Source organism: Bradyrhizobium sp. AZCC 1578, from assembly GCF_036924675.1.
Taxonomy (GTDB): domain Bacteria; phylum Pseudomonadota; class Alphaproteobacteria; order Rhizobiales; family Xanthobacteraceae; genus Bradyrhizobium.
This window is the reverse complement of sequence record NZ_JAZHRZ010000001.1, coordinates 3,036,479-3,058,963: the sequence shown is the minus strand read 5'-3', so window position 1 is coordinate 3,058,963 and position 22,485 is coordinate 3,036,479. Positions and strand designations below refer to the sequence as shown.

26 protein-coding genes are annotated in these 22,485 nt (G+C 62.7%); 19 read left to right on the top strand and 7 right to left on the bottom strand.

The window, feature by feature from the left end; genetic code table 11:
• The first annotated feature begins 141 nt into the window (after positions 1-141).
• Positions 142-444: a DUF1244 domain-containing protein gene (locus tag V1290_RS14615; RefSeq protein ID WP_028351318.1), complete on the top strand. Its 303-nt coding sequence runs from the start codon at positions 142-144 to the stop codon at positions 442-444.
• A 189-nt stretch (positions 445-633) separates the two neighbouring features.
• Positions 634-909: a DUF2312 domain-containing protein gene (locus V1290_RS14610; RefSeq protein ID WP_028351317.1), complete on the top strand. Its 276-nt coding sequence runs from the start codon at positions 634-636 to the stop codon at positions 907-909.
• Between the two features lie 168 nt (positions 910-1,077).
• Here V1290_RS14610 and V1290_RS14605 read toward each other — a convergent pair whose 3' ends face one another.
• From V1290_RS14605 to V1290_RS14585, 5 genes are all read right to left on the bottom strand, one after another.
• On the bottom strand, positions 1,078-2,721 hold the full coding sequence (locus V1290_RS14605) for a DUF882 domain-containing protein (RefSeq protein WP_334365061.1): 1,644 nt from the start codon (positions 2,719-2,721) through the stop codon (positions 1,078-1,080).
• A gap of 253 nt (positions 2,722-2,974) precedes the next feature.
• The gene (locus V1290_RS14600; protein ID WP_334365060.1) at positions 2,975-5,119 is read right to left on the bottom strand and encodes a L,D-transpeptidase family protein; all 2,145 of its coding nucleotides are present in this window, start codon (positions 5,117-5,119) and stop codon (positions 2,975-2,977) included.
• Positions 5,120-5,479: 360 nt separating this feature from the next.
• Entirely contained in the window at positions 5,480-6,979 is a 1,500-nt protein-coding gene (locus V1290_RS14595; protein WP_334365059.1) for a sigma-54-dependent transcriptional regulator, read from the bottom strand.
• 102 nt (positions 6,980-7,081) lie between these two features.
• Positions 7,082-7,726: a TerC family protein gene (locus V1290_RS14590; RefSeq protein WP_334365058.1), complete on the bottom strand. Its 645-nt coding sequence runs from the start codon at positions 7,724-7,726 to the stop codon at positions 7,082-7,084.
• A gap of 120 nt (positions 7,727-7,846) precedes the next feature.
• Complete coding sequence (locus V1290_RS14585) at positions 7,847-8,119, bottom strand: hypothetical protein (RefSeq protein WP_334365057.1); 273 nt, start codon at positions 8,117-8,119, stop codon at positions 7,847-7,849.
• 147 nt (positions 8,120-8,266) lie between these two features.
• Here V1290_RS14585 and V1290_RS14580 point away from each other — a divergent pair, with 147 nt between their 5' ends.
• The 16 genes from V1290_RS14580 to V1290_RS14505 all read left to right on the top strand — a co-directional run bounded on the left by V1290_RS14580 (position 8,267) and on the right by V1290_RS14505 (position 20,327).
• Positions 8,267-8,599: a helix-turn-helix domain-containing protein gene (locus V1290_RS14580; protein ID WP_334365056.1), complete on the top strand. Its 333-nt coding sequence runs from the start codon at positions 8,267-8,269 to the stop codon at positions 8,597-8,599.
• Positions 8,596-9,039: a hypothetical protein gene (locus V1290_RS14575; protein ID WP_334365055.1), complete on the top strand. Its 444-nt coding sequence runs from the start codon at positions 8,596-8,598 to the stop codon at positions 9,037-9,039. Before V1290_RS14580 ends, V1290_RS14575 begins: the two co-directional genes overlap by 4 nt.
• A gap of 42 nt (positions 9,040-9,081) precedes the next feature.
• Entirely contained in the window at positions 9,082-10,944 is a 1,863-nt protein-coding gene (locus tag V1290_RS14570; protein ID WP_334365054.1) for a M3 family oligoendopeptidase, read from the top strand.
• Between the two features lie 100 nt (positions 10,945-11,044).
• Positions 11,045-11,632 (top strand): dioxygenase family protein, encoded by a 588-nt coding sequence (locus V1290_RS14565; RefSeq protein ID WP_334365053.1) that lies wholly within the window; start codon positions 11,045-11,047, stop codon positions 11,630-11,632.
• 131 nt (positions 11,633-11,763) lie between these two features.
• Entirely contained in the window at positions 11,764-12,024 is a 261-nt protein-coding gene (locus V1290_RS14560) for an AbrB/MazE/SpoVT family DNA-binding domain-containing protein (protein WP_334369030.1), read from the top strand.
• Positions 12,021-12,407 (top strand): type II toxin-antitoxin system death-on-curing family toxin, encoded by a 387-nt coding sequence (locus V1290_RS14555; protein ID WP_334365052.1) that lies wholly within the window; start codon positions 12,021-12,023, stop codon positions 12,405-12,407. Before V1290_RS14560 ends, V1290_RS14555 begins: the two co-directional genes overlap by 4 nt.
• An 83-nt stretch (positions 12,408-12,490) precedes the next feature.
• On the top strand, positions 12,491-12,643 hold the full coding sequence (locus V1290_RS14550) for an aa3-type cytochrome c oxidase subunit IV (RefSeq protein ID WP_171709814.1): 153 nt from the start codon (positions 12,491-12,493) through the stop codon (positions 12,641-12,643).
• A gap of 135 nt (positions 12,644-12,778) precedes the next feature.
• Positions 12,779-13,906, top strand: a complete 1,128-nt coding sequence (locus V1290_RS14545) for a Re/Si-specific NAD(P)(+) transhydrogenase subunit alpha (RefSeq protein WP_057847316.1) — start codon at positions 12,779-12,781, stop codon at positions 13,904-13,906.
• Between the two features lie 11 nt (positions 13,907-13,917).
• Entirely contained in the window at positions 13,918-14,235 is a 318-nt protein-coding gene (locus tag V1290_RS14540) for a proton-translocating transhydrogenase family protein (RefSeq protein WP_161850089.1), read from the top strand.
• Between the two features lie 47 nt (positions 14,236-14,282).
• Complete coding sequence (locus V1290_RS14535) at positions 14,283-15,680, top strand: NAD(P)(+) transhydrogenase (Re/Si-specific) subunit beta (protein WP_334365051.1); 1,398 nt, start codon at positions 14,283-14,285, stop codon at positions 15,678-15,680.
• Between the two features lie 14 nt (positions 15,681-15,694).
• Positions 15,695-16,411, top strand: a complete 717-nt coding sequence (locus V1290_RS14530; protein WP_334365050.1) for a serine hydrolase domain-containing protein — start codon at positions 15,695-15,697, stop codon at positions 16,409-16,411.
• Entirely contained in the window at positions 16,327-16,764 is a 438-nt protein-coding gene (locus V1290_RS14525) for a serine hydrolase (RefSeq protein WP_334365049.1), read from the top strand. Before V1290_RS14530 ends, V1290_RS14525 begins: the two co-directional genes overlap by 85 nt.
• A gap of 57 nt (positions 16,765-16,821) precedes the next feature.
• A complete protein-coding gene (locus V1290_RS14520) occupies positions 16,822-17,676 on the top strand; it encodes an alpha/beta hydrolase (protein ID WP_334365048.1) in 855 nt (284 codons plus the stop codon).
• A 4-nt stretch (positions 17,677-17,680) separates the two neighbouring features.
• Positions 17,681-18,778: a calcium:proton antiporter gene (locus tag V1290_RS14515; protein ID WP_334365047.1), complete on the top strand. Its 1,098-nt coding sequence runs from the start codon at positions 17,681-17,683 to the stop codon at positions 18,776-18,778.
• A gap of 15 nt (positions 18,779-18,793) precedes the next feature.
• Entirely contained in the window at positions 18,794-19,078 is a 285-nt protein-coding gene (locus tag V1290_RS14510) for a cupin domain-containing protein (protein WP_057847321.1), read from the top strand.
• 193 nt (positions 19,079-19,271) lie between these two features.
• Positions 19,272-20,327, top strand: coding sequence for a hypothetical protein (locus V1290_RS14505; RefSeq protein ID WP_334365046.1), 1,056 nt, complete (start codon positions 19,272-19,274; stop codon positions 20,325-20,327).
• Here V1290_RS14505 and V1290_RS14500 read toward each other — a convergent pair.
• Entirely contained in the window at positions 20,324-20,995 is a 672-nt protein-coding gene (locus V1290_RS14500) for a tetratricopeptide repeat protein (RefSeq protein ID WP_334365045.1), read from the bottom strand. The genes V1290_RS14505 and V1290_RS14500 overlap by 4 nt on opposite strands.
• Before the next feature lie 197 nt (positions 20,996-21,192).
• On the bottom strand, positions 21,193-21,495 hold the full coding sequence (gene rpsU / locus V1290_RS14495; protein WP_028350145.1) for a 30S ribosomal protein S21: 303 nt from the start codon (positions 21,493-21,495) through the stop codon (positions 21,193-21,195).
• A 245-nt stretch (positions 21,496-21,740) separates the two neighbouring features.
• On the opposite strand from rpsU, the gene aqpZ reads away from it, so the two are divergent.
• Positions 21,741-22,463, top strand: coding sequence for an aquaporin Z (gene aqpZ, locus V1290_RS14490; RefSeq protein WP_334365043.1), 723 nt, complete (start codon positions 21,741-21,743; stop codon positions 22,461-22,463).
• Positions 22,464-22,485 lie beyond the last annotated feature (22 nt).

The window sequence follows — 22,485 nt, the reverse complement described above, 5'->3', positions numbered from 1 at the left end:
GGCCCTGTCAACGGCCGGGAACGCCTTTCCCGCGCTATGGGAAACCGGGACTCCCTTGTGAGGTAGCCAATTTTGCGCGCAGATATGGCAAAATCTGTGACGATTCCCACCTGATATCAATGTGACGCGGGGTCCAAGACCATGACGATCGACGACAAAACCAGAACAGAACTGGAAGCCGCCGTTTTCCGGCGCCTGGTCGGCCACCTGCGTGCCCGCACCGACGTCCAGAACATCGATCTGATGAATCTGGCCGGCTTCTGCCGCAACTGCCTCTCCAACTGGATGAAGGAAGAGGCCGACGCCAAAGGTGTCGCCGTCAGCAAGGACGAGAGCCGCGAGGCGGTCTACGGCATGCCCTATGAGGAGTGGAAGGCGAAATATCAGGGCACCGCCACGCCCGAGCAGCTAGCCGCGATGAAGAAGGTTCATCCCGGGCATTGATTGGCCGTCGGTGAGATTCTTCCGGGCTACGATTCCTACCTTCCTGTGGGCGCGCTGTGGATGAGCGCGATGCTGCCTTGACGCGAGGCCCCCCGATCTTGAGGGTCATCTGCGAAAAAAGCGCCGTGCGGTAACGCGTGCGGCGCTTGATCTTTCAGCATCACCGTCAGTTCCATTCAGGAGTATCCGATGGCCACCTCCGCCGCTGCAGCCGTCCAGGACGAGCCCGCGACAAGATTTGCCAAAGACCAGCTCAAGGCCATCATCGAGCGCATCGAGCGTCTGGAAGAAGAGAAGAAGACGATCTCCGACGACATCCGTGACGTCTATGCCGAAGCCAAGGGCAACGGCTTCGACACCAAGGCGCTGCGCACCATCGTGCGGATGCGCAAGCAGGATGCCAACGAGCGCGCCGAGCAGGAAACCATTTTGGAAACCTACATGCAGGCGCTCGGGATGCTGTGAGGTTTCCGTCGTCCTGGCCAAGCGAACGAAGTGAGCGCGAGCCGGGGCCATAACCACAAATGGTGATGTTGAGCAAAGCCGAGGCTACAGCCGGCTCCAACGCGTACGTTCGTGGTTATGGGGTCCGCGAGGACGACAGGGAGCTTGTGGAAGCAGTACGACCGGAACCTAGCGCAGCGCGGCGGTGCGCAGCACGAACGACTGCGTCGGCAGTTGCGCGGTTGCCGATCCCGTGAAACGGTCGCAGGTCATGCCCATCATCGGATCTTCCGAGAAAGTCATGGAGACCGCGGCCTGCGGCTTGACGAAGTGGGCGCGCATCTGGGTCATCTCGGTGTCGCCGAGCACGGTCGTCGACATCGCGCTGCTGGCGCTCGGCGCCAGCATCACCACCCTCATCCAGACATTGTTGCCCTGTGCGGCGGCAAGGCGGGTCGAGGTGGCGACCACGCTGTCCTGACCCTGGGTGCCTTTGGCGACAACGGTGTTGATTTCGGTCGCAGCGGCGCCGGAGTTGCGCACCGGGCGGGCGGGGCGCGGGATAGCTGCGGAGGCGGCGACGATGTTGGAGCGATCGAGCGGCGAAGAAGCGGCCGGCGCATAGGCCATCGCCTTGTTGAACGCGTCGCTGACGCTGGCGGTCGGCCGCGGATCGGTGGCGGCGGCGAGCGCCTGGCGGGCGCGCAGGGCCGCAACCTGCGCCGGGGTTGCCTGGTTCGCCGCGGTCGGTACGTCGTCCCAGAAACCGCGGGAATTGATGATATCGGCCGGCGTTTGCGGCCTCGGCTCGGCCTTGTCGGCGGACGCCTGCGCAACCTGTTTCGTCTCAGGCTTGTTCGTCTCAGGCTTGGGCTCGGCTCGAGCTTTGGGCGCCGACACGATCTGGGCGTCGGCCGAGGCGAGCTGGATCGTCGCGCCGACCGGCTTTGCGCGCGGGGTCGGGACCGGTTCGGCGGATTTCACAGCAGCCACACTGTTCGGTGCAGGCTTCTCGTTCTTGACGGGGGCGCTGGCGGCCTCGTCATCCTCTTCAGTCGTCTTGCCGCCCCTGAACAGCGCTGCGAACAGGTTCGGCATCTTGATGGTTGCGGCACTGTCGCCATTGCCGCGGCGTTCGATGTCGGCGCGGGCCAGTTCATAGCCCTTCATCGGACCGCCATTGGACGGCAGGTGCACCGTGCGTCCGTCCGGGAATACCCTGGCAAGCTGATCGTGGGTCATGCGCGGCCAGTGACGAACGCTGCCGGTATCGAGGTGGACGAAAGGCGATCCGGAGGTCGGGTAGAAGCCGACGCCGCCGCGCTGCAAGCGGAGGCCGGCGGCGCGGATCTGCTCCAGCGGCACGTCCGGAATGTAGAAGTCCATGGCGTGGCCGAGCATATGCTGGCTGAAACGCGCCACACCGGAGGAGCGGCGGCGGAGCATGGAGTTGGTGGCGGGGGAGCGATAGGCGGAGATGACCTGGATAGGCTTCTTGCCGTCGACGTCGCGATAGACTTCCCAGATGATATCGAACAGGTGCCGATCCATCGTGGTGGAGTCCTGGCTGCGCCAGTCGCGAAGGAAGTGATTGAGCTTCTTCAGCGCCTCTTCGTCGTAGCGCCCGTCGCGTTTGAAGGTGACGGTGAGATCTTCGCCGGAATGGGTATGGTGGAAGGAGAGGGTGCGGGTTTCGTTCAGCGCCGTCGCATCATGCACCGTGCCCGCGCCAGCCAGCAGCAAAAGCGACGTCAAGCCGATCCGATATCCGGCTTTTGGCAGAGCAAGCGGATTGAATTGGCGCGCGAAACCAGCCAGCACGTATGAGCCCACCCAGTCGACGAGCGTTCACTGTGTTCTTTTGCAGACCCCCGGCAAAAGACGATGAACGCTTTCTTAAAGCAGGAGGGTTAACCGAGGTTTACCGTCCTGCCCCCAAGCAAGCCTTAACCTAACGCGTGGACTGTGGCGAAAACGTGCCCTGCCGAATCCGGGATGGCTAATGGTTAACCAATCAATCTCTCCGCCGAAGAGAGATTGTTGATTTCATTCGGCAATTCCGCGCTACTGACCGTAGTCCTCCGGATTACCGGGTGAAACGCGGTTGCGGCCGGCGACCAATCGGGGCCGGCGGCGTCATGGGCGACGGACCGCCGAACAGGCGCTCGAAGAATGACGGGCCGGAGGAGAAGGTGTTGTCGCTGGCGAAGTTGACGCCGGCCGGCAGGCTTGAGCCGGACGGGCGCGAATAGCTCGGTTGCGAATGGGCAACCATGGCTTCCAAATCCTTGCTGCGACCGTTCCTGAGCAGGGCGATCATCGTGGCGTCGCGGCCATAGATGTCCTTGCGAATCTGCAGCTTGCCGGCGTCGTCCACGAAAGCGGTCTGGTAGGTGATGTTGACCGGAATCGGCGTCGGGAATTTCAGGTCGATCTCGCTGCGGCCGTACATGCTGCGGATCTTTTCCGGCGTGTAGCGCTCGTTCGGCATCACGATATTGAGCAGGGTCGAGGCGTATTGATCCGGATTCTGCACGCGCATGCAGCCATGGCTGAACGCGCGTTCTTCCTTCGCGAACAGGTGCTTGTCCGGGGTGTCATGCTGATAGACCAGGAACTTGTTCGGGAAGTTGAAGCGAATGCGGCCGAGCGCATTGGCTTCACCGGGCGGCTGCGAAATGTGGATGCTGCCGTCGCGGTTGCGCTCGAGCCGCAGACCCATGCGATCCAGCACGGTCGGATCCTGCTGCAGGGCAGGCAGATATTCGTTGTAGATGATCGACGGCGGTACGTTCCATGTCGGGTTGACGGTGATGAACTTCATCGTTTCCGTCAGCATCGGCGTGGCGTGCTTGCCCGGCTTACCGGTCACCACGCGGGTGGTCCAGACCGGGTGACCGTTCTGCATCACCTTCAGCGTGAAGTCGGGCACATTGAGAATGACATAGGCGTTGCCGAGCGAGGCAGCGCCGAGTTGGCGCGGCAACCAGCGCAAGCGCTCCAGATTGACGAGGACCGTATCGATCTGCCGGTCGCGCTTCGGGCTGTTGATCGCCTTGACCGTGCGGTCGTCGAGCACACCGGTCGGCTTGAGATCGGCGCTCTCCTGGAATTTGCGGACGGCGGCAGCAACCTTGGCGTCGTAATACGTGCCGTCGGGATTTTCGGTGACGCCGAGCTTGGCGCGCAGTTGCGGCACGCGCGGGTCTTCCGGCGCGACCTCGCCCTGCTTCTTGGTGGCGGCCTTGTACGCCAGCGCCGGACCCTCGGCGATGTGGATCATCGGTCCGTCGCCCTGGCCGCGCAGCTCGGCGAGCTTGGCCTTCAGATCCTTGTAGAGCTTGTGCGGCGGGTTGTAGCCGTCGAGCGCCGCCGAAGCGTCCTTGGCGGTCGAGATGTTGGCGAGCACTTCCGCCGGGTCGGTCGGGTGCTCGGGGTAGAGGATGTCGCCAGCGACCTGCGACCAGTGCATCCGGCCGCTCTGGGCCTGTCGCGCATAGTCGAGCATGCTCGCGGTCAGTTTCAGTTCGGCTTCGGCGAGCTGGTCCGGCGAAGTGGCGGCAAAATCCGGCACCGGATAATCCGCCGGATTGAGGCCTTCGGCGGCGGCGTCCTTCAGGCGGGCGATAACGCCCTTGCCGCTGTCGGTCAATTTGCCGGCTTGCGTCCATTGCGGCGCATAGTCCCGTGCCGAGTAGAACTTCTCGACGGCAGCGCGCTCGTTCTTGCGGTCGAAATAGCGCAGCGATTTGGCGCCGAGCATGTCGCGCAACCGGTCGGCGACCGGCTGGTCGGCCGGCGCGACGGTGCTGACCTTCACCGGCTCCTTGGCAGGTTCGGGGGCGGGCGCGATGGCTGTCGCAGCCGGAGGCGTGGTTGTGGCGGCGTCGCTCGGCTTGGCCGCCGGCGCGGTGACGTTCTCCGTCGGCTTGATATCCGTCTTGGGTTCAGCCGCCTTCGGAGCCGTCCCCGGTTCGACCGGCTTCTCTGTGGCCTTGGCCGCATCGGGCACCGCGCCGGTCGAGTCCATCTTGAAATCGCCGATGGTGGGAGGCGGAACGTTGGCGGGCTCGGGACGGGGAATGGCTGCGTCGATCGCGAGTTCGGCAGCACTGGCGCGCGGCGTATCCGACGGAGCCGCCAGTGCTGAGGTCGCTGATACCGTGAGGAAGGTTGCCGCGACGGCCATCAGCACGCGGTCAAATCCTGCACGATTCGAACAGTCACGCATCGTCACACCCCCTTGGGCGAAACTGCCCCGACATGGAACAGTCGTTGGAATGGTTCATAGCTTGCGCGGGAAAGCGCTGGCTTCGGTCGGTTTCTCAGTCGTACGCCTGCAGTCGCGATTCAAACGCAGACGATACATGTGCCCCTCTCATGCAGCCAGCGCCATGCGGGACAACTCACGACAAACTGACCTCAAACTACCCGTTTGCATTCGGGTCACGCAGTTTTTGCCACGCCACCCGCCATTTGTCTGTCACCGCCAAGCCACGGTTCAAAAGCTTCCGAACGACCGATGTCCTTGGTTTGCCACGATCTTTGCCACGCGGGCGCCGTAATCGCGTAAGCGCCCGTTGCTCGCGTCTCAACTAGCGTCCTGCGCGCCGCCTTCGGCCGGGTCGTTGGCGGCAGCTTCATCGAGCTTACGATAGAGCGTGGAACGACCGATCTTGAGCCGGCGCGCGACTTCCGACATCTGGCCACGATAATGCGAGATCGCGAAACGGATGATCTCGTTTTCCATGTCTTCGAGCGGCCGCACCTCGCCGGTGGTCGTTAGCATCGAAAGGCTGCCGGCAGTGGCGAGCGGGGCAATTGGTATTTCGCTACCCGAAACCATGGCAGGCGCCGTCGACGGCGCGACGACCAACGGCTCGCTGTGCGTTATCTGGCCGTCCGGTACGCCCTGGCCGAGGACTTGCGGGAAATCAGACAGGCCGAGCTGATCGCTCTCGCTCATGACGACGGCGCGGTACACCGTGTTTTCGAGTTGGCGGATGTTGCCGGGCCAATCGAGCTGCGCGAGATGGGTCACGGCCTCGCCGCTGATGCCGGTGATGGTGCGGTTCTCCTCGGCGGCAACGCGCGCCAGGAAATGCCGCAACAGATGCGGGATGTCTTCGCGCCGCATCCGCAGCGGCGGGATGGTCAGCGGCAGCACGTGCAGCCGGTAGAACAGGTCCTCGCGGAACGCGCCGCTCTTCACGAGATCGAGCAGCTTGCGGTTGGTCGCGGAAATGATGCGGACGTCGACCTTCACCGGCTTGCGACCCCCGACCGCCTCGACGGTTCCTTCCTGCAGCGCGCGCAAAAGCTTTACTTGCGCCGCAAGCGGGAGCTCGCCGACCTCGTCGAGAAACAGCGTGCCGCCGGAAGCTTCGACGAACTTGCCCATGTGCCGTTCGGTGGCACCGGTGAAGGCGCCCTTCTCATGGCCGAACAGGATCGACTCCACGAGATTGTCGGGAATGGCGCCGCAATTGACCGCGACGAAGGGTTTTGCCTTGCGTTCGCCGGAACCGTGAATGGCGCGGGCAAACAATTCCTTGCCGACACCGGATTCGCCCTCGATCAGAACAGGAATGCTTGATGCCGCCGCCTTCTGCGCGGTGCGCAGCACGGCTGCCATAGTCTCGCTGCGCGTGATGATGTCGGCAAAGGTCAGCCGTCCCTCGCGGCTGTGGCGGATGCGCTGCAATTCGCCCTTGAGCGCTGAGGTGTTGAGCGCGTTGCGCAGCGACACCTGTAGCCGTTCGAAGCCGACCGGCTTGACCACGAAATCCTGCGCGCCGGCGCGCATTGCCGAAACTACGTTGTCGATGCCGCCATGCGCGGTCTGCACGATGACGGGGATGCTCAGGCCTGCTTCACGCATTTTTGCGAGCACGCCGAGCCCGTCGAGGCCGGGCATTACGAGGTCGAGCACGACCGCGTCGATCGCTTGCGCGTCCGGTGGGGTCAGCAAGGCCACGGCCGCATCGCCGCTGTCGACGACCAGGGGCTCATAGCCGCACTTCTGCACCATGTTTTCAACCAAACGGCGCTGCACGGCGTCGTCGTCGGCAATCAAAATGGTGGCAGCCATGGCTCTCCCCGCACGCTACTGTATTGTACCGAATCGGGGCAATTTCGCCGATGCCGATTAACGTTCTCTTAAACGTTGAAAAACGGCGTTGTTGAGAAGCGGCTAGACGCTGAGGTGCGGCCACACTTCAAGCGCGCCGCGATAGCACATGTCGAGAGCCACATAGAGTATGATGGCGAGGCCGACATAGGCGATCCAGCGCTGCTTCTCCAGCAGGCGGGCGATGAAGTTGGCGGCAAGCCCCATCAGCGCGATGGAGAGCGCCAAGCCGAAAATCAGAACCATCGGATGCTCGCGCGCTGCGCCCGCGACGGCGAGCACGTTGTCGAGCGACATCGAGACGTCGGCCAGCGTGATCTGCCAGACGGCCTGGCCAAGCGTTTTCCGATGACGTTCAGGGGCGGACGCATCGATCGTGCTTGCAGCTGAGAGACTCTGCAATTTCGGTTCGTCATGATGCGACGTACGCAACTCGCGCCACATCTTCCAGCACACCCAAAGCAGCAGGACGCCGCCGGCGAGCAGCAGTCCGATGATCTGCAGCAACTGGACCGTTACGGAGGCGAAGCCGATGCGCAGCGCCGTTGCCGCCAGAATGCCCACCACTATCGCTTTTCTGCGCTGATCATAGGGTAGCCCCGCGGCCGCAAGGCCGATGACAATCGCATTGTCGCCGGCGAGCACCAGATCGATCATCACGACCTGGAAAAGCGCTGTCAGGGATTGAGAGGAGATCAACTCTAGCATTTGGGCCACTCCGTTGAAGTGTCCAATCCGACATCGCAGTTTGCGTGAACTGCCAGAGGGGCCCGGGCTTGGACGAACACATGTAAAAGGGCGCAGTCAGGCTGCGAAAAACTGCTTCCGTTACTCAGGTTGGTCGGAAAGGGCGAAGAGCTCGACGAGTTGATCCGGTTCGATCAGAACGGACAGAACGACGCCGATGAACGTCAGGCTTCCGGCGAGGTCGAACCACATGATGCGGAATCGGTCGCGCCGGCAGAGCAGCGCGAAGCCGGCCGTCAATGCGGCAACGCCGAAGAGCAGGGTGACGATCGCGGGCGCCAGCGCCTCCGCCGGCACCACGTTCCGGATTCCCACGGTCGCAATCAGCGCCACGAGCAGGATGCCGGCGAACAACTCCTTGCCGCGAGCCGCAGGGGTGCGGGCGGTCGTTTCAACAATCTGACTGCGGTCCAAGAATGCCATCGGATTCTTATTCGCGAGCTGAGATTGTGGTAGGGAACATTACCTACCCGGTCATTCATTCCAGATAGTTTAGTAATCATGAAACGAGTAAAACATCAAGATGGTTCCGCTGAACGTCAGCCGGCCAAGGCCGCGCCGGACGCCAAGCAGTTGCGGAAACTGGCCGGGGATTGGCTGAAGCAGCGGAGGGCGGATGCCGAATTGTCGCAGGCGGATCTCGCTGCTCGCCTCGGCCTGAAATATTACACGTTCATCTCCCAGGTCGAGAACGGGTTCAGTCGAGTTCCAACTGAAATTATGGGAGCTTGGGCCGGCGAATTGGGTCTTGAACCGGCCGCCTTCGCTAGGCATCTGTTAAGGTACTACGAGCCGGAATTGCACCGGCTGCTGTTCGGAGCGGAAAGCACATGAGCGTGGTTGCGTTCGAGCGCAAACAGGACGCGGGTGAGTGGAGTGAGCGAGAACTCAGCACCATTGTCGCGGCTCTGAGCGCAGCGCTTGCGCCGGGCACCGGACGCGAATGGGAAACCGGCATGACGGAGAAGCGCGATGCCCAGTTCTACCTGCTGGGACCGCTTCCGGATCAGGCTTGCGAGTTGTGTGTGTCGCGGATCGGCGGACGTTATATCCTTGAGGATGGTTTTGGACGGTTGCTCTTCGAGCACCGAAACCTCGATCTCGTCGCGTTGCACGCGCGGGCGGCAGTCCCGAGCACGGCGTGGCTTATGGTGCGCGCGATCGTGTTGTGGTGCGCGATCCGTAGCGTGATGAATGAAAGGGTCGAGCCGATGCTCGCCGAAAGCGAGGAACTGCTTGTCCAATTGGCACCGCAGCTTTCGGCTTTCGCCTGATCTCGCCCAATTTCCTGATCACCTCTCAATTTTGAAAGTGTCATGAGCGCAAAATCTGCGACCTCCCGAGCCGTCAATACGTCCCGTAAGCCCGTCAAGGGCAGCAAGGGGAGCGCAGCCAAACCCAAAACCGGCAAATTGCCGGAATGGAATCTCGCCGATCTTTACTCCGGCATCGACGCGCCTGAAATCGCTCGCGATCTGCAGAAGATGGATACCGACTGCGTCGCGTTTGAAACGGACTACAAGGGCAAGCTGGCGGAAGGCGTTGCCCGCGACGAGGGCGGTCTTTGGCTGGCGGAGGCGGTCGGGCGCTACGAGGCGATCGACGATTTGGCCGGCCGGCTCGGCTCCTATGCAGGCCTCGTTCATGCCGGCGACAGCGTCGATCCCGTGATTTCCAAGTTCTACGGCGACGTCTCCGAGCGGCTGACGGCGGCCTCGCTGCATCTGCTGTTCTTCGCGCTCGAACTCAACCGCATCGAAGACGCCGCGATCGAGCGCGCGATGCAAACGCCCGAGCTCGCGCATTACCGGCCGTGGATCGAGGATCTGCGCAAGGACAAGCCGTATCAGCTCGAAGATCGCGTCGAGCAGTTGTTTCACGAAAAATCCCAGAGCGGCTATGCCGCCTGGAACCGGCTGTTCGACCAGACCATCTCCGGCCTGCGCTTCAAGGTCGGGACCAAGGAGCTCGCGATCGAGCCGACACTCAATCTGCTGCAGGACCGTGCGCCGGAAAAGCGCAAGGCCGCCGCGCAGGCGCTGGCGAAAACGTTCAAGGATAATGAGCGGACCTTTGCCCTCGTCACCAACACGCTCGCCAAGGACAAGGAAATTTCCGATCGCTGGCGTGGCTTCCAGGACGTTGCGGATTCGCGCCACCTGAATAACCGCGTCGAACGCGAGGTCGTCGATGCGCTGGTCGGCTCGGTTCGTGCGGCCTATCCGCGGCTGTCGCACCGCTACTACAATCTGAAAGCCGGCTGGTTCAAAAAGAAGAAGCTGGCGCATTGGGACCGCAACGCGCCGCTGCCGTTCGCGGCGGCCGGCACGATCGCCTGGCCCGAGGCGCAGAAGATGGTGCTGACGGCCTATCGCGGCTTCTCCGCCGAGATGGCTGATATCGCGGAACGTTTCTTCACCGACCGCTGGATCGATGCACCGGTGCGGCCGGGCAAGGTGCCAGGCGCGTTCTCGCACCCGACCACGCCCTCGGCGCACCCCTATGTGCTGATGAATTACCAGGGCAAGCCGCGCGACGTGATGACGCTGGCGCATGAGCTCGGCCATGGCGTGCACCAGGTGCTGGCCGCGAAGAACGGCGCGCTGATGGCGCCGACGCCGCTGACGCTTGCGGAGACGGCAAGCGTGTTCGGCGAAATGCTGACCTTCAAGAGGCTCCTGTCGCAGACCAAAAACGCCAAGCAGCGCCAGGCGCTGCTGGCCGGCAAGGTCGAGGACATGATCAACACCGTGGTGCGGCAGATCGCGTTCTATTCGTTCGAGCGCGCCGTGCACACCGAGCGCAAGAACGGCGAACTGACCGCCGAGCGCATCGGCCAGATCTGGCTCAGCGTGCAGGGTGAAAGCCTCGGGCCGGCCATCGATATCCGTCCGGGCTACGAGAATTTCTGGATGTACATTCCGCACTTCATCCATTCGCCGTTCTACGTCTACGCCTATGCGTTCGGCGATTGCCTGGTGAACTCGCTTTACGCCGTCTACGAAAACGCCGCCGAGGGTTTCGCCGAGCGCTATCTCGCCATGCTCGCCGCCGGCGGCACCAAGCATTATTCCGAGCTGCTCAAGCCATTCGGGCTCGATGCCAAGGATCCCAAATTCTGGGACGGCGGGCTGTCGGTCATCGCAGGCATGATTGACGAGCTGGAAGCGATGGGCTGACGGGTTCGGCCGCTGGCACGAAACGGAATTGTGATGGGCACGGATACAATTTCCGCCGCTGTCACCCTACATGATAGGGGCGACAAGAGGGGAGTGCCCCATGATCGACACCCCAACACGGCGCGCGGTGCTTGGAGCGGGCGTCTTCGCCGCCGGTTCGCTGCTCACGATTGACGCCAGCATTGCTGAGGCCCCGCTAGCCCTCACCCCCGCATGCCACGACGGCGACGCCGCAACAGTGGCGCAGACCGAAGGGCCGTTCTTCAAGCCCTCTTCGCCCGAGCGCGTCGAGCTGATTGAAGAAGGCATGGCGGGACAGCCGATCGAGCTGGTCGGCTTCGTTCTTACCCGCGCCTGCAAGCCGGTCGCCGGAGCCTTGCTGGATTTCTGGCAGGCCGACGACAAGGGCCGATATGACAATTCCGGTTTTCGCTTGCGCGGTCACCAGTTCTCCGATGCGGAAGGGCGCTACAGGTTGCGCAGCATCGTGCCCGGCGCCTATGTCGGCCGCACACGCCATATCCACGTGAAGGTGCAGCCGCGCGGCGGCCGCATGCTGACCACTCAGCTCTATTTCCCGGGCGAAGCGCTGAACCGCACTGACGGCCTGTTTCGCAAGGAGTTGCTGGTACGCACGGCCAAGAACGCCGGCTGGCTCGCCGGGCGTTTCGATTTCGTGGTGGCTTAGGGGCGGCTCGCTTTCCGGCCGAGCGACCGAGTGGAGAACCCAGAGTAAAACATTCGTTGAACGGACCGTAGAGCCGTGTTATACATATTGTACAACACGGAGCTGGTGTCATGAGCAAAACCCCTCGCGGAATGGAAGAAGCCTCTCGCGAATACAGGCTGGAGGACACCGCCCTTCAAATCCGGAAGATCGGTAACTCGGTCGGCGTGATCCTGCCAAAAGAGCTTCTTGCCCGGCTCAATCTCAAGGAGGGAGACAAGTTCTATCCGGTCGAGCAACCGGATGGCAGTCTGCGGCTCTCACCTTTCAATCCGAAGCACGCGCGGACCATGGAAATCGCCCGCAAGGTCATGCACGAATATCGCGATACGTTTGCAGCGCTTGCAAAATGAGTGAGCCAATTTGGCTCGACGTCGATGAAGTCATCGACATGCATGCCGAGCAACTGGCGATATTCGGTGGACCGGAAGGCATTCGAGACCGTGGCCTTCTTGAGTCGGCGATTTTGCGGCCAGTGAACCAATGGAATTACGGGCAGACCGATATGGCAGCGCTCGCCGCAGCCTATGCGTTCGGTCTTGCCCGTAATCACGCGTTCGTGGACGGCAACAAGCGGATCGCGTTCCACGCCATGATGGTCTTCTTGCGCGTCAACGACATACCCTTTGCGCCCGATCCGGCGCACGCCACCGCCATCATCCTCTCCCTCGCCGCGGGCGAGGTCAGCGAAGAAAGCCTGGCCCGCTGGATCCGGGATAATTGGCCTTCCGAATGACCCGATAGGCAGGGGGCCGTTGCCCTCCCAAACGCTTTGCGGTAATTGCACGCGAGAAACGCGGATTTTGACTGGGGATACCGATGGCAGACCATAACGAAGTGGCCTACACGACCGCTGACGGCAACGACTACGCGGCCCATGAGCAGACCTATGAAGGGTTCATCATGTTGGTCAAATACGGCACCGCCGCCGTCGTAATCATTGTCGCCCTGATGGGCTATTTCCTGACCTGACGCGTCGCTGCCTGCACCGCCGGGCCCCGGCGGTGGCAAGAAAATTCGCACGCATGCCGGTTGCGAAACCGGTATCCAACTAAGCGAAAAAGACGCTAGTTTGCTTGCGCGCGCCCGCCGCGCCGGGGAGGCCTCATGAAAATTGCCGTTGCCAAGGAAATCGATCCGTCCGAACCGCGGGTTGCCGCTTCCCCGGACACAATCAAGAAATTCAAGGCGCTGGGCGCTGAAGTTGCGATCGAACCGGGTGCGGGCATCAAGTCGGGCCTGCCGGATTCCGAATTCACCGCCGTCGGCGCCACAGTCAGCGCGGACGCGTTGAAGGACGCCGACATCATCATCAAGGTGAAACGGCCGGAGGCCTCAGAACTCGCCAAGTACAAGCGCGGCGCGCTGGTCATCGCCATCATGGACCCTTACGGCAATGAGGCGGCGCTGAAGACGATCGCAGATGCCGGCGTCTCGGCGTTTGCGATGGAACTGATGCCGCGCATTACCCGCGCACAAGTTATGGACGTACTGTCCTCGCAGGCAAATCTCGCCGGCTATCGCGCGGTGATCGAGGCGGCCGAGTCCTTTGGCCGCGCGTTCCCGATGATGATGACGGCGGCCGGCACCGTGCCGGCGGCGAAGGTGTTCGTGATGGGCGTCGGCGTTGCCGGCCTGCAGGCAATCGCGACCGCGCGCCGGCTCGGTGCCGTCGTTACCGCAACCGACGTGCGTCCGGCCACCAAAGAGCAGGTCGAATCGCTTGGCGCCAAATTCCTCGCGGTCGAGGACGAAGAGTTCAAAAACGCCCAGACCGCCGGCGGCTACGCCAAGGAAATGTCGAAAGAGTATCAGGCAAAGCAGGCCGCGCTCACCGCCGAGCACGTCAAGAAGCAGGACATCGTGATCACGACCGCGCTGATCCCGGGCCGCCCCGCGCCAAGGCTCGTCAGCGCCGAGATGGTCAAATCGATGAAGCCGGGTTCGGTGCTGGTCGATCTCGCCGTCGAGCGCGGTGGCAACGTCGAGGGCGCGAAGGCCGGCGAAGTCGTCGATCTCGATGGCATCAAGATCGTCGGCTACACCAATGTCGCCGGCCGCGTGGCGCAATCGGCCTCGAGCCTTTACGCCCGCAACCTGTTCTCGTTCATCGAGACGCTGGTCGACAAGGCGAACAAGGCGCTCGCGGTCAATTGGGAAGACGAACTGGTGAAAGCCACCGCGCTGACCAAGGATGGCGCCGTCATCCATCCGAACTTCCAGCCGAAAGCCTAAGGAGAGAAGCCATGGAGCATGTCGCCCAAGTCGTCGACCCCTTCGTATTTCGGCTGTCGATTTTCGTCCTCGCGGTCTTCGTCGGCTACTTCGTGGTCTGGTCGGTGACGCCGGCGCTGCATACGCCTTTGATGTCGGTGACGAATGCGATCTCCTCGGTGATCGTGGTCGGTGCGCTGCTCGCGGTCGGCGTGCCGATGATCTCGAGCGGCTCGGGCTGGGCGCGCGGCTTCGGCTTCGTCGCGCTGATCTTTGCCTGTGTGAATATCTTCGGCGGCTTCCTTGTCACCCAGCGCATGCTGGCGATGTACAAGAAGAAGGCCAAGTGAAATGACGGCGTGCACCTCGCGGGTGACAAAGACAATGGGGACCTGAGATGAACGCCAATCTGGCTGCATTGCTGTATCTCGTGGCGGGCGTGCTCTTCATCCTGTCGCTGCGCGGACTGTCCAGCCCCGCAACGTCACGCCAGGGCAATCTGTTCGGCATGATCGGCATGGCGATCGCGATCGGCACGACGCTCGCGAGCCATCCGCCGGCGGACGGCGTGGCCTGGCTGCTGGTCGTGCTCGGCATCGCCATTGGCGGCGGCATCGGCGCTGTCATCGCGCGGCGGGTGCCGATGACGTCGATGCCGGAACTGGTCGCGGCCTTCCACTCGCTGGTCGGCATGGCCGCGGTGCTGGTCGCCGCCGGCGCCTTTTACGCACCGGAAGCCTTCGATATCGGCAAGCCCGGCGCGATTCACGCATCCAGCCTGGTTGAAATGTCGCTCGGCGTCGCCATCGGCGCGCTGACCTTCACCGGCTCGGTGATCGCGTTCCTGAAGCTTTCCGCGCGCATGAGCGGGGCGCCGATTATCCTGCCCGGCCGCCACATCATCAACATCGCGCTCGCGCTTGCACTGGTGTTCTTCATTTTTGGCCTGGTCCGCTCAGGCAGCGCGCTCGACTTCTGGCTGATCACCATCATCGCGCTGGTGCTCGGCGTGCTCATGATCATCCCGATCGGCGGCGCCGACATGCCGGTCGTAATCTCGATGCTGAACTCCTATTCGGGGTGGGCCGCGGCCGGCATCGGTTTCACGCTCGGCAATTCCGCGTTGATCATCACCGGCGCGCTGGTCGGCTCCTCGGGCGCGATCCTATCCTACATCATGTGCCACGCGATGAATCGCTCGTTCATCTCGGTCATCCTTGGCGGCTTCGGCGGCGAAACGGCGGCCGCGGGCGGCGGCTCCGGCGAACAGAAGCCCGCCAAGCTCGGCTCGGCTGACGACGCCGCTTTCATCATGAAGAACGCCTCCAAGGTCATCATCGTGCCCGGCTACGGCATGGCGGTGGCGCAGGCCCAGCACGCGCTGCGCGAAATGGCCGACATGCTGAAGAAGGAAGGTGTCGAGGTGAAGTACGCGATTCACCCGGTCGCAGGCCGCATGCCCGGCCACATGAACGTGCTGCTCGCCGAAGCCAACGTGCCCTATGACGAGGTGTTCGAACTCGAGGACATCAACTCCGAATTCGCCCAGGCCGACATCGCCTTCGTGATCGGCGCCAACGACGTCACCAATCCGGCCGCGGAAGAGGACAAGACCTCGCCGATCTACGGCATGCCGGTGCTGCAGGTCTGGAAGGCCGGCACCGTGATGTTCATCAAGCGCTCGCTGGCATCGGGCTATGCCGGCATCGACAATCCGCTGTTCTATCGCGACAACACCATGATGCTGCTCGGTGACGCCAAGAAGGTCACCGAGAACATCGTCAAGGGGATGTAACCGATCGGGGCACCATGTTCGCGCGTCGTCAGATGATCATTGGCGCCGCGGCGACGGTCGGCAGTGCCGTCATCTGTCCACTCTCGGCAGTGGCATTCGAGTGGCGCAAAGTACCGCGAACTGAAACAGGCTTTGCTCCCGATATCGAATCGCGCCTCGATGGACTGATTGCCGACCGGCGCATTTGGGGCTTGCATAGTGTTGTTGTCGCGCGTCGCGGCAAGCTGGTGTTCGAGCGCTATTTCGACGGCGAAGACGAAAACTGGGGTCGCTCCATCGGCCGCGTCGCGTTCGGGCCGGACACGCTGCACGACCTGCGCTCCGTCACCAAGAGCGTTCTCGGCCTGCTCTACGGCGTAGCACTAGCGGCCGGAAAGGTCCCGACTCTCGATCAGCCGATATTGGCGTCGTTCCCCGAATGCGCGGATCTCGCTACCGACCCGCGGCATGGGCGCATGACAGTGGCGCATGCCCTGACGATGACGCTCGGATTGGATTGGAACGAGGACATTCCCTACGAAGACCCGAACAACAGCGAGGTATTGATGGAAGCCTCGCCAGATTGTTATCGCTATATCTTCAGTCGACCGTTCATGGCCAAGCCCGGCACTCGCTGGAATCGCTGCCCGATTTTGTCCGGACCGCGTTGTTCGACCCGATCGGCGTTGGACGGATCGAATGGACCAAAGGTTTCAACGGCGAGCCCGCGCCCTCTTCGGGCCTGCGCATGACGCCGCGCGATCTCGCGCGCGTCGGCCAGTTCATTCTCAATCGCGGAGAATGGGAAGGCCGTCAGGTCGTGGCGGCGGGTTGGCTCGAGCAATCATTCAAGAGTTATGTCGCTGTCGATGAAGCGCGTCGCTATGGCTATTTCTGGTACATTGGCGATCTCCAGTACGGTAAACCGCCGAACCGCCCGATCGCTCACTGGATTGGGGCATTCGGTTACGGAGGTCAGAGACTATTCGTGTTTCCTGAACTCGACATTTCGGTAGCTATTACGGCTGGTAACTACAATGACGGGAATCAGTGGATGCCGCCGATCCGGGTGATCCGTGAAGTCGTGCTAGCGAGCGTGTTGTAATAGCCTGGGAGATCACACTGGCCGATAGGCAATGTTGCCTGTAAGCATCGCAGAGTCATGACCACCTTGAAATGGCTGCTCATCATCGCTTCGGCGGGTTATATCTGTGGTCTGCTCGCGCTGTTCTTCGCGCAGCGCGCCGTGCTGTTTCCTGCTCCGACAAGCGTGCGCACGCCGCCGCAAGCGGCGGGCTTTCCCGAAGCAGAAGAACATGTCCTGACCACGACCGACGGTGAGAAGGTCATCGTCTGGCATGTTCCGGCCAAGCCGGGGCGTCCGGTCGTCCTCTACTTCCACGGCAATGGCGATTATCTCGCCGGCTTCTTCGGCCGTTTTCGCGGCCTGGTCGCCGACGGGATAGGAATCGTCGCGCTCTCCTATCGCGGCTATGCCGGCTCGAGCGGGCAGCCGAGCGAGCAGGGATTGCTGCAGGATGCCGCGGCGGCCTATGCTTTCACGGCAGCGCGATACAGCGCGGACAGAATCGTTGCGTGGGGATTCTCGCTTGGCACCGGCGTCGCAGTTGCGCTGGCGGGCGAGCAGCCCGTCGGAAAGCTGATCCTGGAATCGTCCTATACTTCCATTGTGGACGTCGCCGCGTCCGCGTTCTGGTTCGCGCCGGTGCGGCTATTTATGCGCGATCGATTTCACTCCGACCGGCACATCGCCCGGATCAGGGTTCCGCTGCTCATGATGCATGGCGCGCTCGATCCCACGATACCCGTTACCTTTGGCGAACGGCTGTTCGCGCTGGCGAACGAGCCGAAACGGTTTGTCCGCCTTGCCCGGGGAGGTCACAACGATCTGGACAATTTCGGCGCGATTGAAATCGCGCGGAATTTTATCAACCTTGCGCAGGGATGGTCGCAGCATGGACGGGCGTATCTTCCGTCCACGAACCGGGGAACTTGACCGCATGAGCGCACATAAACCGATGCCGCGATCGGCCTGGATATTCCCCGCGCTGGCGATGGTGCTGTTTGCCGCGGCCACGGGTCTCGGGCTCAACTTTACGCCGTCAGTTGGCGGGTCTTTGTTCGCGGCCACGCTGCTGGCGATCCTGTTCGGCACCGTATTCGCAGCCGTGCACCATGCCGAGGTGATTGCCGAGCGGATCGGCGAACCCTATGGCACGCTGCTGTTGACGCTCGCCGTCACCATCATCGAGGTCGCGCTGATCGCCACCATCATGCTCGGCGAAAAGCCGCAGCCGGCGCTGGCGCGCGACACCGTGTTTGCGGTGGTGATGATCGTGTGCAACGGCTTGGTCGGCCTCTGCATCTTCATTGGCGGCTTGCGCTACCGCGAGCAGGATTTTCAGGTCTCGGGCGCCAACCTTTATCTCAGCGTGCTGTTCGTGCTGGCGACCATTACGCTGATCATGCCCAATTATACGCTGACGGCGCCCGGGCCGATCTATTCGTCGGCGCAGCTTGGCTTTGTGGACCTGGTCACGCTCATGCTCTACGGCGTGTTCCTTTATACCCAGACTATCCGGCATAGTGATTATTTCATCAAGGGAGGCGACGGTGCTGCCACCGAAGCATCATCCCTGTCGAACCGGATGCTGGCGCTCAGCGTCGCGCTGCTGCTTATCTCCCTGCTTGCCGTGGTGCTTCTGGCGAAGAAATTTTCGCTCGTGGTCGACGTCGTAACCGCGATGATCGGTGCCCCGCCGGCGTTCGCGGGCGTTCTGGTCGCGGTCCTCATCCTGCTTCCGGAGGGGGTCACCGCTATTGCAGCGGCGCGCAACAATGATCTGCAGAAGAGTATCAATCTCGCGCTCGGATCGTCGCTGGCAACCATCGGGCTGACTATTCCCGCGGTCGGCGTGGCCACCTACGCGCTCGACAAGGAACTCGTGCTCGGGCTCAATGGTCAGGGCATGGTGTTGCTGCTGCTCACGTTCTTCCTGAGCATGCTCACCTTCGGCACCGGCCGTACCAACATCCTGTTCGGGCTGGTGCACATGGTAGTGTTTGCCGTGTTCGTGTTTATGGTGTTCGTGCCGTAATCGGAGAAGAATGAAATGCTTGCCGCCAAATCCGACGTTCAGGTCGACACATCAGAAGTCCGCGTCACCGAATGGCGGCTGGCTCCGGGCAGTGCCACCGGCCACCACACCCATGAAATGGATTACGTGATAGTGCCGGTGACGTCGGGCGAGATGACGATCGTGGCGCCCAACGGCGAACGCACCAAGGCGCAGCTCGCCTCCGGCAAATCCTATTTCCGGAAAGCTGGGGTCCAGCACGACGTGCTGAACGAGACCGCAAGCGAGATTGTGTTCCTGGAGGTCGAGCTGAAGCCCTGACCACCTAGCCGCGGGTTCTAGGCTGTTTCCGGGCCTCGCCCTGTGACCCGGACCAGCTAGGTAACTTTAGCCGACCCAAGCCGGTGTCGTCCGACCTGCACGAGAACTGCTGAATTGCCACCGATCCGTCGCAGTTGATCCCTCAATGTGCCTCAAAGTTCCAGCAATTAAAGGGCCGCGGGGAGTGGCCGGAATGCTGAATTACGTGAAGAAATTTGCGGTGGACATCTTCCCCTCGGTGGCCGCGACGGTCATCGGGGCGTACATCGTCAACCACTACATCGTGGCCAAGCCCAGCGCGGACGCTCCCGCGGCGGCGGCGTCGGCCGCCAATCCCGGCAAGGCTGAAGCCAAATCCGGTGCCAAGACGTCCGATGCGAAGACGTCTGAGACCACGGCCAGCGTCAGCAATCTTCCGGCCGCAGGCGTCAAGGCGAGGGGTATCTCCGAGAAGGCCATCATGGAGAAGACCGCTGCCGAACGACCGGCGGTGGCTGAAAAGGCCCAAGCGAAAGCCGAAGAAAAGTCCGAAGCGAAGGCTGACGCCAAAGCCGATGCTAAATCCTCCGATTCCAAGCCTTCCGATCCTAAGTCCGACGTGAAATCGGCCGAGAACCCGGCCGACGCCACCAGCAATCCGGCCGATCAGCGCCGTCATGCAGCGGCGCCGCGCGAAAAGGAAAAGATCAGGGTCGTGCTGCCGTCGCCCGTGCAGCCGGCGGCGTCCCAGGCCACTCCGGTTGTGGCGGCTGCGCCGGCCGCCCCGGTCGAGACTGCGGTTACTCCGGATGAACGGCGCGACGCCAACGATCTGGCGCGCGCCGCGATCGAACGCCTGCGCGCCAATGGCGAAACGTCTCCGCGCGCCCCCGAGACGGCCCGTGCTCCCGAAGCACCCCGTGCTTCCGAAGCACCCAGGGTCGCAAGTGCGCCTGCTGCCGTGAATGCGCCCGCGCTTCGTCCGCTGCCGCCGCCGGTCATGGTCTCGGGCTCACCCGCTGGCGAACCCAATGGTCAGGTTTCGCCGCAGGCACGGCCGCCTTATGCTGAGGCCACGGACCCGAACCGCCCAGTCCCGCCCGCCGAAATTCCGGTCTCGCGCCCGCTCGATCTGCGTGCCGAAGTTGCGGAGCCTTCCGTCCGCGAACGCGCCACGGCGGCTGCCGAGGACGCGCTGTCGACTGCGAAGTCGATCTTCCACGCGGTGCTCCCGAGAAATAGTCTGCGGTCTTCGACAGAAAGCCGCTAACCGCCCGTACGGGCGAGCCCGTTTCGTGCGGCTTCGTCCTTGGGGCGGAGCGCGAGCGCACGGCCGTAGGATGTGAACGCCTTGGCCTTTTCGCCCAGGCGCTCATAGGTGACGCCACGTGCCGACCAAGCTGGCGCGCTGTTGGGATCGGCCTGCACCGCTTCGTCCAGATCGGAAGCGGCTTCCTTTGCCTTGTCGATGGCAAGGTAGCTGCTCGCCCGCGCCAGCAGCGGCTCGACCCGTTGCGGCGTCAGGCCATTGGCCGCTGTGAAATCGGCGATCGCCTGCTCATGCTGCTTGTCGGCTTGATAGATCAGGCCGCGGCCGTACAGCGCCTGCACGTTGTAGGGATCGAGTGCGAGCGCGCGCTCGAATTCCGCGAGCGCTTCCTCGGCCTTGCCGGATTTGGCGAGCGTCTGGCCGCGCGTTGCGTGGCCCTGGGCATCGCTGACGCTTTGTCCGCTGATCGTGCCGGTCGGCTTCTGCTCGACGGCCTGTGGCTTTTCCTTGTCCGATCCCCACGATCCCAGGTCGAACGAACAGCCGCCGAGGGGCAGGCCGAGAACGATCGCGAGCAGCACGATGGATGCGGCCGTGAAGCGCGAAGCGCAGGGAAGTGTATTGCAATCGGTAACGGCCATGCGGCGGAATTCTCGCGCGTCGAACATGGCATAGGTAACCCGAAGGCTCGCAAAATGCATCGGTCAAAATGGCCGCAACGGCGTCGACGGCGATGTGAGTGATCGAGCAGGCCGCGCGCGAGAGCGCTGATTTTCGGGCGCGCCCGAATTCTGTGGAACAGAAGCGCGAAAAACAAAACGCGGACCCAAGGGCCCGCGTTTTTCATTCAAACCTAGCGAACTGCTTAGCGCGGTCCGCGCGGACCTGCGCCCGGGCCACGGCCGCCGGCGCCACCACGGTCGCCACCGGGACCGGCGCCGAACACCGGCTTGGGCTTCATCGGCAGCAAGCCTTCGCGCTGCAGCTTCTTGCGGGCCAGCTTGCGCGCGCGGCGCACGGCTTCGGCCTTTTCACGGGCCTTCTTCTCGGACGGCTTTTCGTAGTGGCCGCGGAGCTTCATCTCGCGGAAGATACCCTCGCGCTGCATCTTCTTCTTCAGCGCCTTGAGGGCTTGATCGACATTGTTATCGCGGACGAGAACCTGCACGCGGCATCCTCTTTCAATTGATCGGATAGGAATTCTGGTAAAGCGAAGGGCCGGCGAAAGGCCTGGTCCTCAACCCTGAGCGCGGGCATGTAGCAGACAAAACCGCAGATGTCCACCTGAGAAGGCGGTTTCCGGCCCCGGAAAGCTGCGAAAATCGGCTGATACGGGCCCGTTTCCTCAAATAACGAGCCCTTCACGGGCCCCTCCCTAACATCCAGCAGCGCAAAAACATGCGGGAGGCGAGTATGAATACCAAAAAATATACCGCCGAAGCGATCGGCACGTTTTGGCTCACTTTTGCGGGATGCGGCAGCGCGGTCATCGCCGCCGGTTTTCCGGAGGTCGGTATAGGCCTGGTCGGTGTGTCCCTGGCATTCGGCCTGAGCGTCGTGACCATGGCCTATGCGATCGGCCACATCTCCGGCTGTCATCTCAATCCCGCCGTCACGATCGGCCTCGCGGCCGGCGGACGGTTTCCGGCGCAGCAGATCGTTCCTTACGTGATCGCGCAGGTGATCGGTGCTGTTGCTGCTGCGGCATTGCTCTATGTGATCGCAAGCGGCGCGCCCGGCTTCGATCTGGCCAAGGGCTTTGCCTCCAATGGCTATGACGCGCATTCGCCCGGTCAGTACAGCATGGTGGCCTGCTTCATCACCGAAGTGGTGATGACCATGACGTTCCTGTTCATCATCATGGGCGCCACCCACGGCAAGGCGCCTGCGGGCTTTGCGCCGCTCGCCATCGGATTGGCGCTGGTGATGATCCATCTCGTGAGTATCCCCGTCACCAACACGTCGGTAAATCCCGCGCGCAGCACCGGGCCCGCGCTGTTCGTCGGCGGCTGGGCACTGGCGCAGCTTTGGCTGTTCTGGGTTGCGCCCTTGATCGGCGGTGCGCTCGGCGGCGCGATCTATCGCTGGCTCAGCGAGGAGCCGGCCGGCGTCGTGGAAGGCTTGAAGACCGCCTGATCTGCAAACGCGCCCGACGGGC

What these genes read in the sequence shown, in the direction of transcription:
- V1290_RS14615 (WP_028351318.1), top strand. Translation starts at nt 142, where the DNA reads ATGACGATCGACGACAAAACCAGAACAGAACTGGAAGCCGCCGTTTTC.
- V1290_RS14515 (WP_334365047.1), top strand. Translation starts at nt 17,681, where the DNA reads ATGAGCGCACATAAACCGATGCCGCGATCGGCCTGGATATTCCCCGCG.
- V1290_RS14520 (WP_334365048.1), top strand. Translation starts at nt 16,822, where the DNA reads ATGACCACCTTGAAATGGCTGCTCATCATCGCTTCGGCGGGTTATATC.
- V1290_RS14510 (WP_057847321.1), top strand. Translation starts at nt 18,794, where the DNA reads ATGCTTGCCGCCAAATCCGACGTTCAGGTCGACACATCAGAAGTCCGC.
- V1290_RS14540 (WP_161850089.1), top strand. Translation starts at nt 13,918, where the DNA reads ATGGAGCATGTCGCCCAAGTCGTCGACCCCTTCGTATTTCGGCTGTCG.
- V1290_RS14570 (WP_334365054.1), top strand. Translation starts at nt 9,082, where the DNA reads ATGAGCGCAAAATCTGCGACCTCCCGAGCCGTCAATACGTCCCGTAAG.
- V1290_RS14550 (WP_171709814.1), top strand. Translation starts at nt 12,491, where the DNA reads ATGGCAGACCATAACGAAGTGGCCTACACGACCGCTGACGGCAACGAC.
- V1290_RS14595 (WP_334365059.1), bottom strand. Translation starts at nt 6,979, where the DNA reads ATGGCTGCCACCATTTTGATTGCCGACGACGACGCCGTGCAGCGCCGT.
- V1290_RS14560 (WP_334369030.1), top strand. Translation starts at nt 11,764, where the DNA reads ATGGAAGAAGCCTCTCGCGAATACAGGCTGGAGGACACCGCCCTTCAA.
- V1290_RS14610 (WP_028351317.1), top strand. Translation starts at nt 634, where the DNA reads ATGGCCACCTCCGCCGCTGCAGCCGTCCAGGACGAGCCCGCGACAAGA.
- V1290_RS14500 (WP_334365045.1), bottom strand. Translation starts at nt 20,995, where the DNA reads ATGTTCGACGCGCGAGAATTCCGCCGCATGGCCGTTACCGATTGCAAT.
- V1290_RS14600 (WP_334365060.1), bottom strand. Translation starts at nt 5,119, where the DNA reads ATGCGTGACTGTTCGAATCGTGCAGGATTTGACCGCGTGCTGATGGCC.
- V1290_RS14505 (WP_334365046.1), top strand. Translation starts at nt 19,272, where the DNA reads ATGCTGAATTACGTGAAGAAATTTGCGGTGGACATCTTCCCCTCGGTG.
- V1290_RS14565 (WP_334365053.1), top strand. Translation starts at nt 11,045, where the DNA reads ATGATCGACACCCCAACACGGCGCGCGGTGCTTGGAGCGGGCGTCTTC.
- V1290_RS14535 (WP_334365051.1), top strand. Translation starts at nt 14,283, where the DNA reads ATGAACGCCAATCTGGCTGCATTGCTGTATCTCGTGGCGGGCGTGCTC.
- V1290_RS14530 (WP_334365050.1), top strand. Translation starts at nt 15,695, where the DNA reads ATGTTCGCGCGTCGTCAGATGATCATTGGCGCCGCGGCGACGGTCGGC.
- V1290_RS14580 (WP_334365056.1), top strand. Translation starts at nt 8,267, where the DNA reads ATGAAACGAGTAAAACATCAAGATGGTTCCGCTGAACGTCAGCCGGCC.
- V1290_RS14590 (WP_334365058.1), bottom strand. Translation starts at nt 7,726, where the DNA reads ATGCTAGAGTTGATCTCCTCTCAATCCCTGACAGCGCTTTTCCAGGTC.
- V1290_RS14555 (WP_334365052.1), top strand. Translation starts at nt 12,021, where the DNA reads ATGAGTGAGCCAATTTGGCTCGACGTCGATGAAGTCATCGACATGCAT.
- V1290_RS14545 (WP_057847316.1), top strand. Translation starts at nt 12,779, where the DNA reads ATGAAAATTGCCGTTGCCAAGGAAATCGATCCGTCCGAACCGCGGGTT.
- aqpZ (WP_334365043.1), top strand. Translation starts at nt 21,741, where the DNA reads ATGAATACCAAAAAATATACCGCCGAAGCGATCGGCACGTTTTGGCTC.
- V1290_RS14575 (WP_334365055.1), top strand. Translation starts at nt 8,596, where the DNA reads ATGAGCGTGGTTGCGTTCGAGCGCAAACAGGACGCGGGTGAGTGGAGT.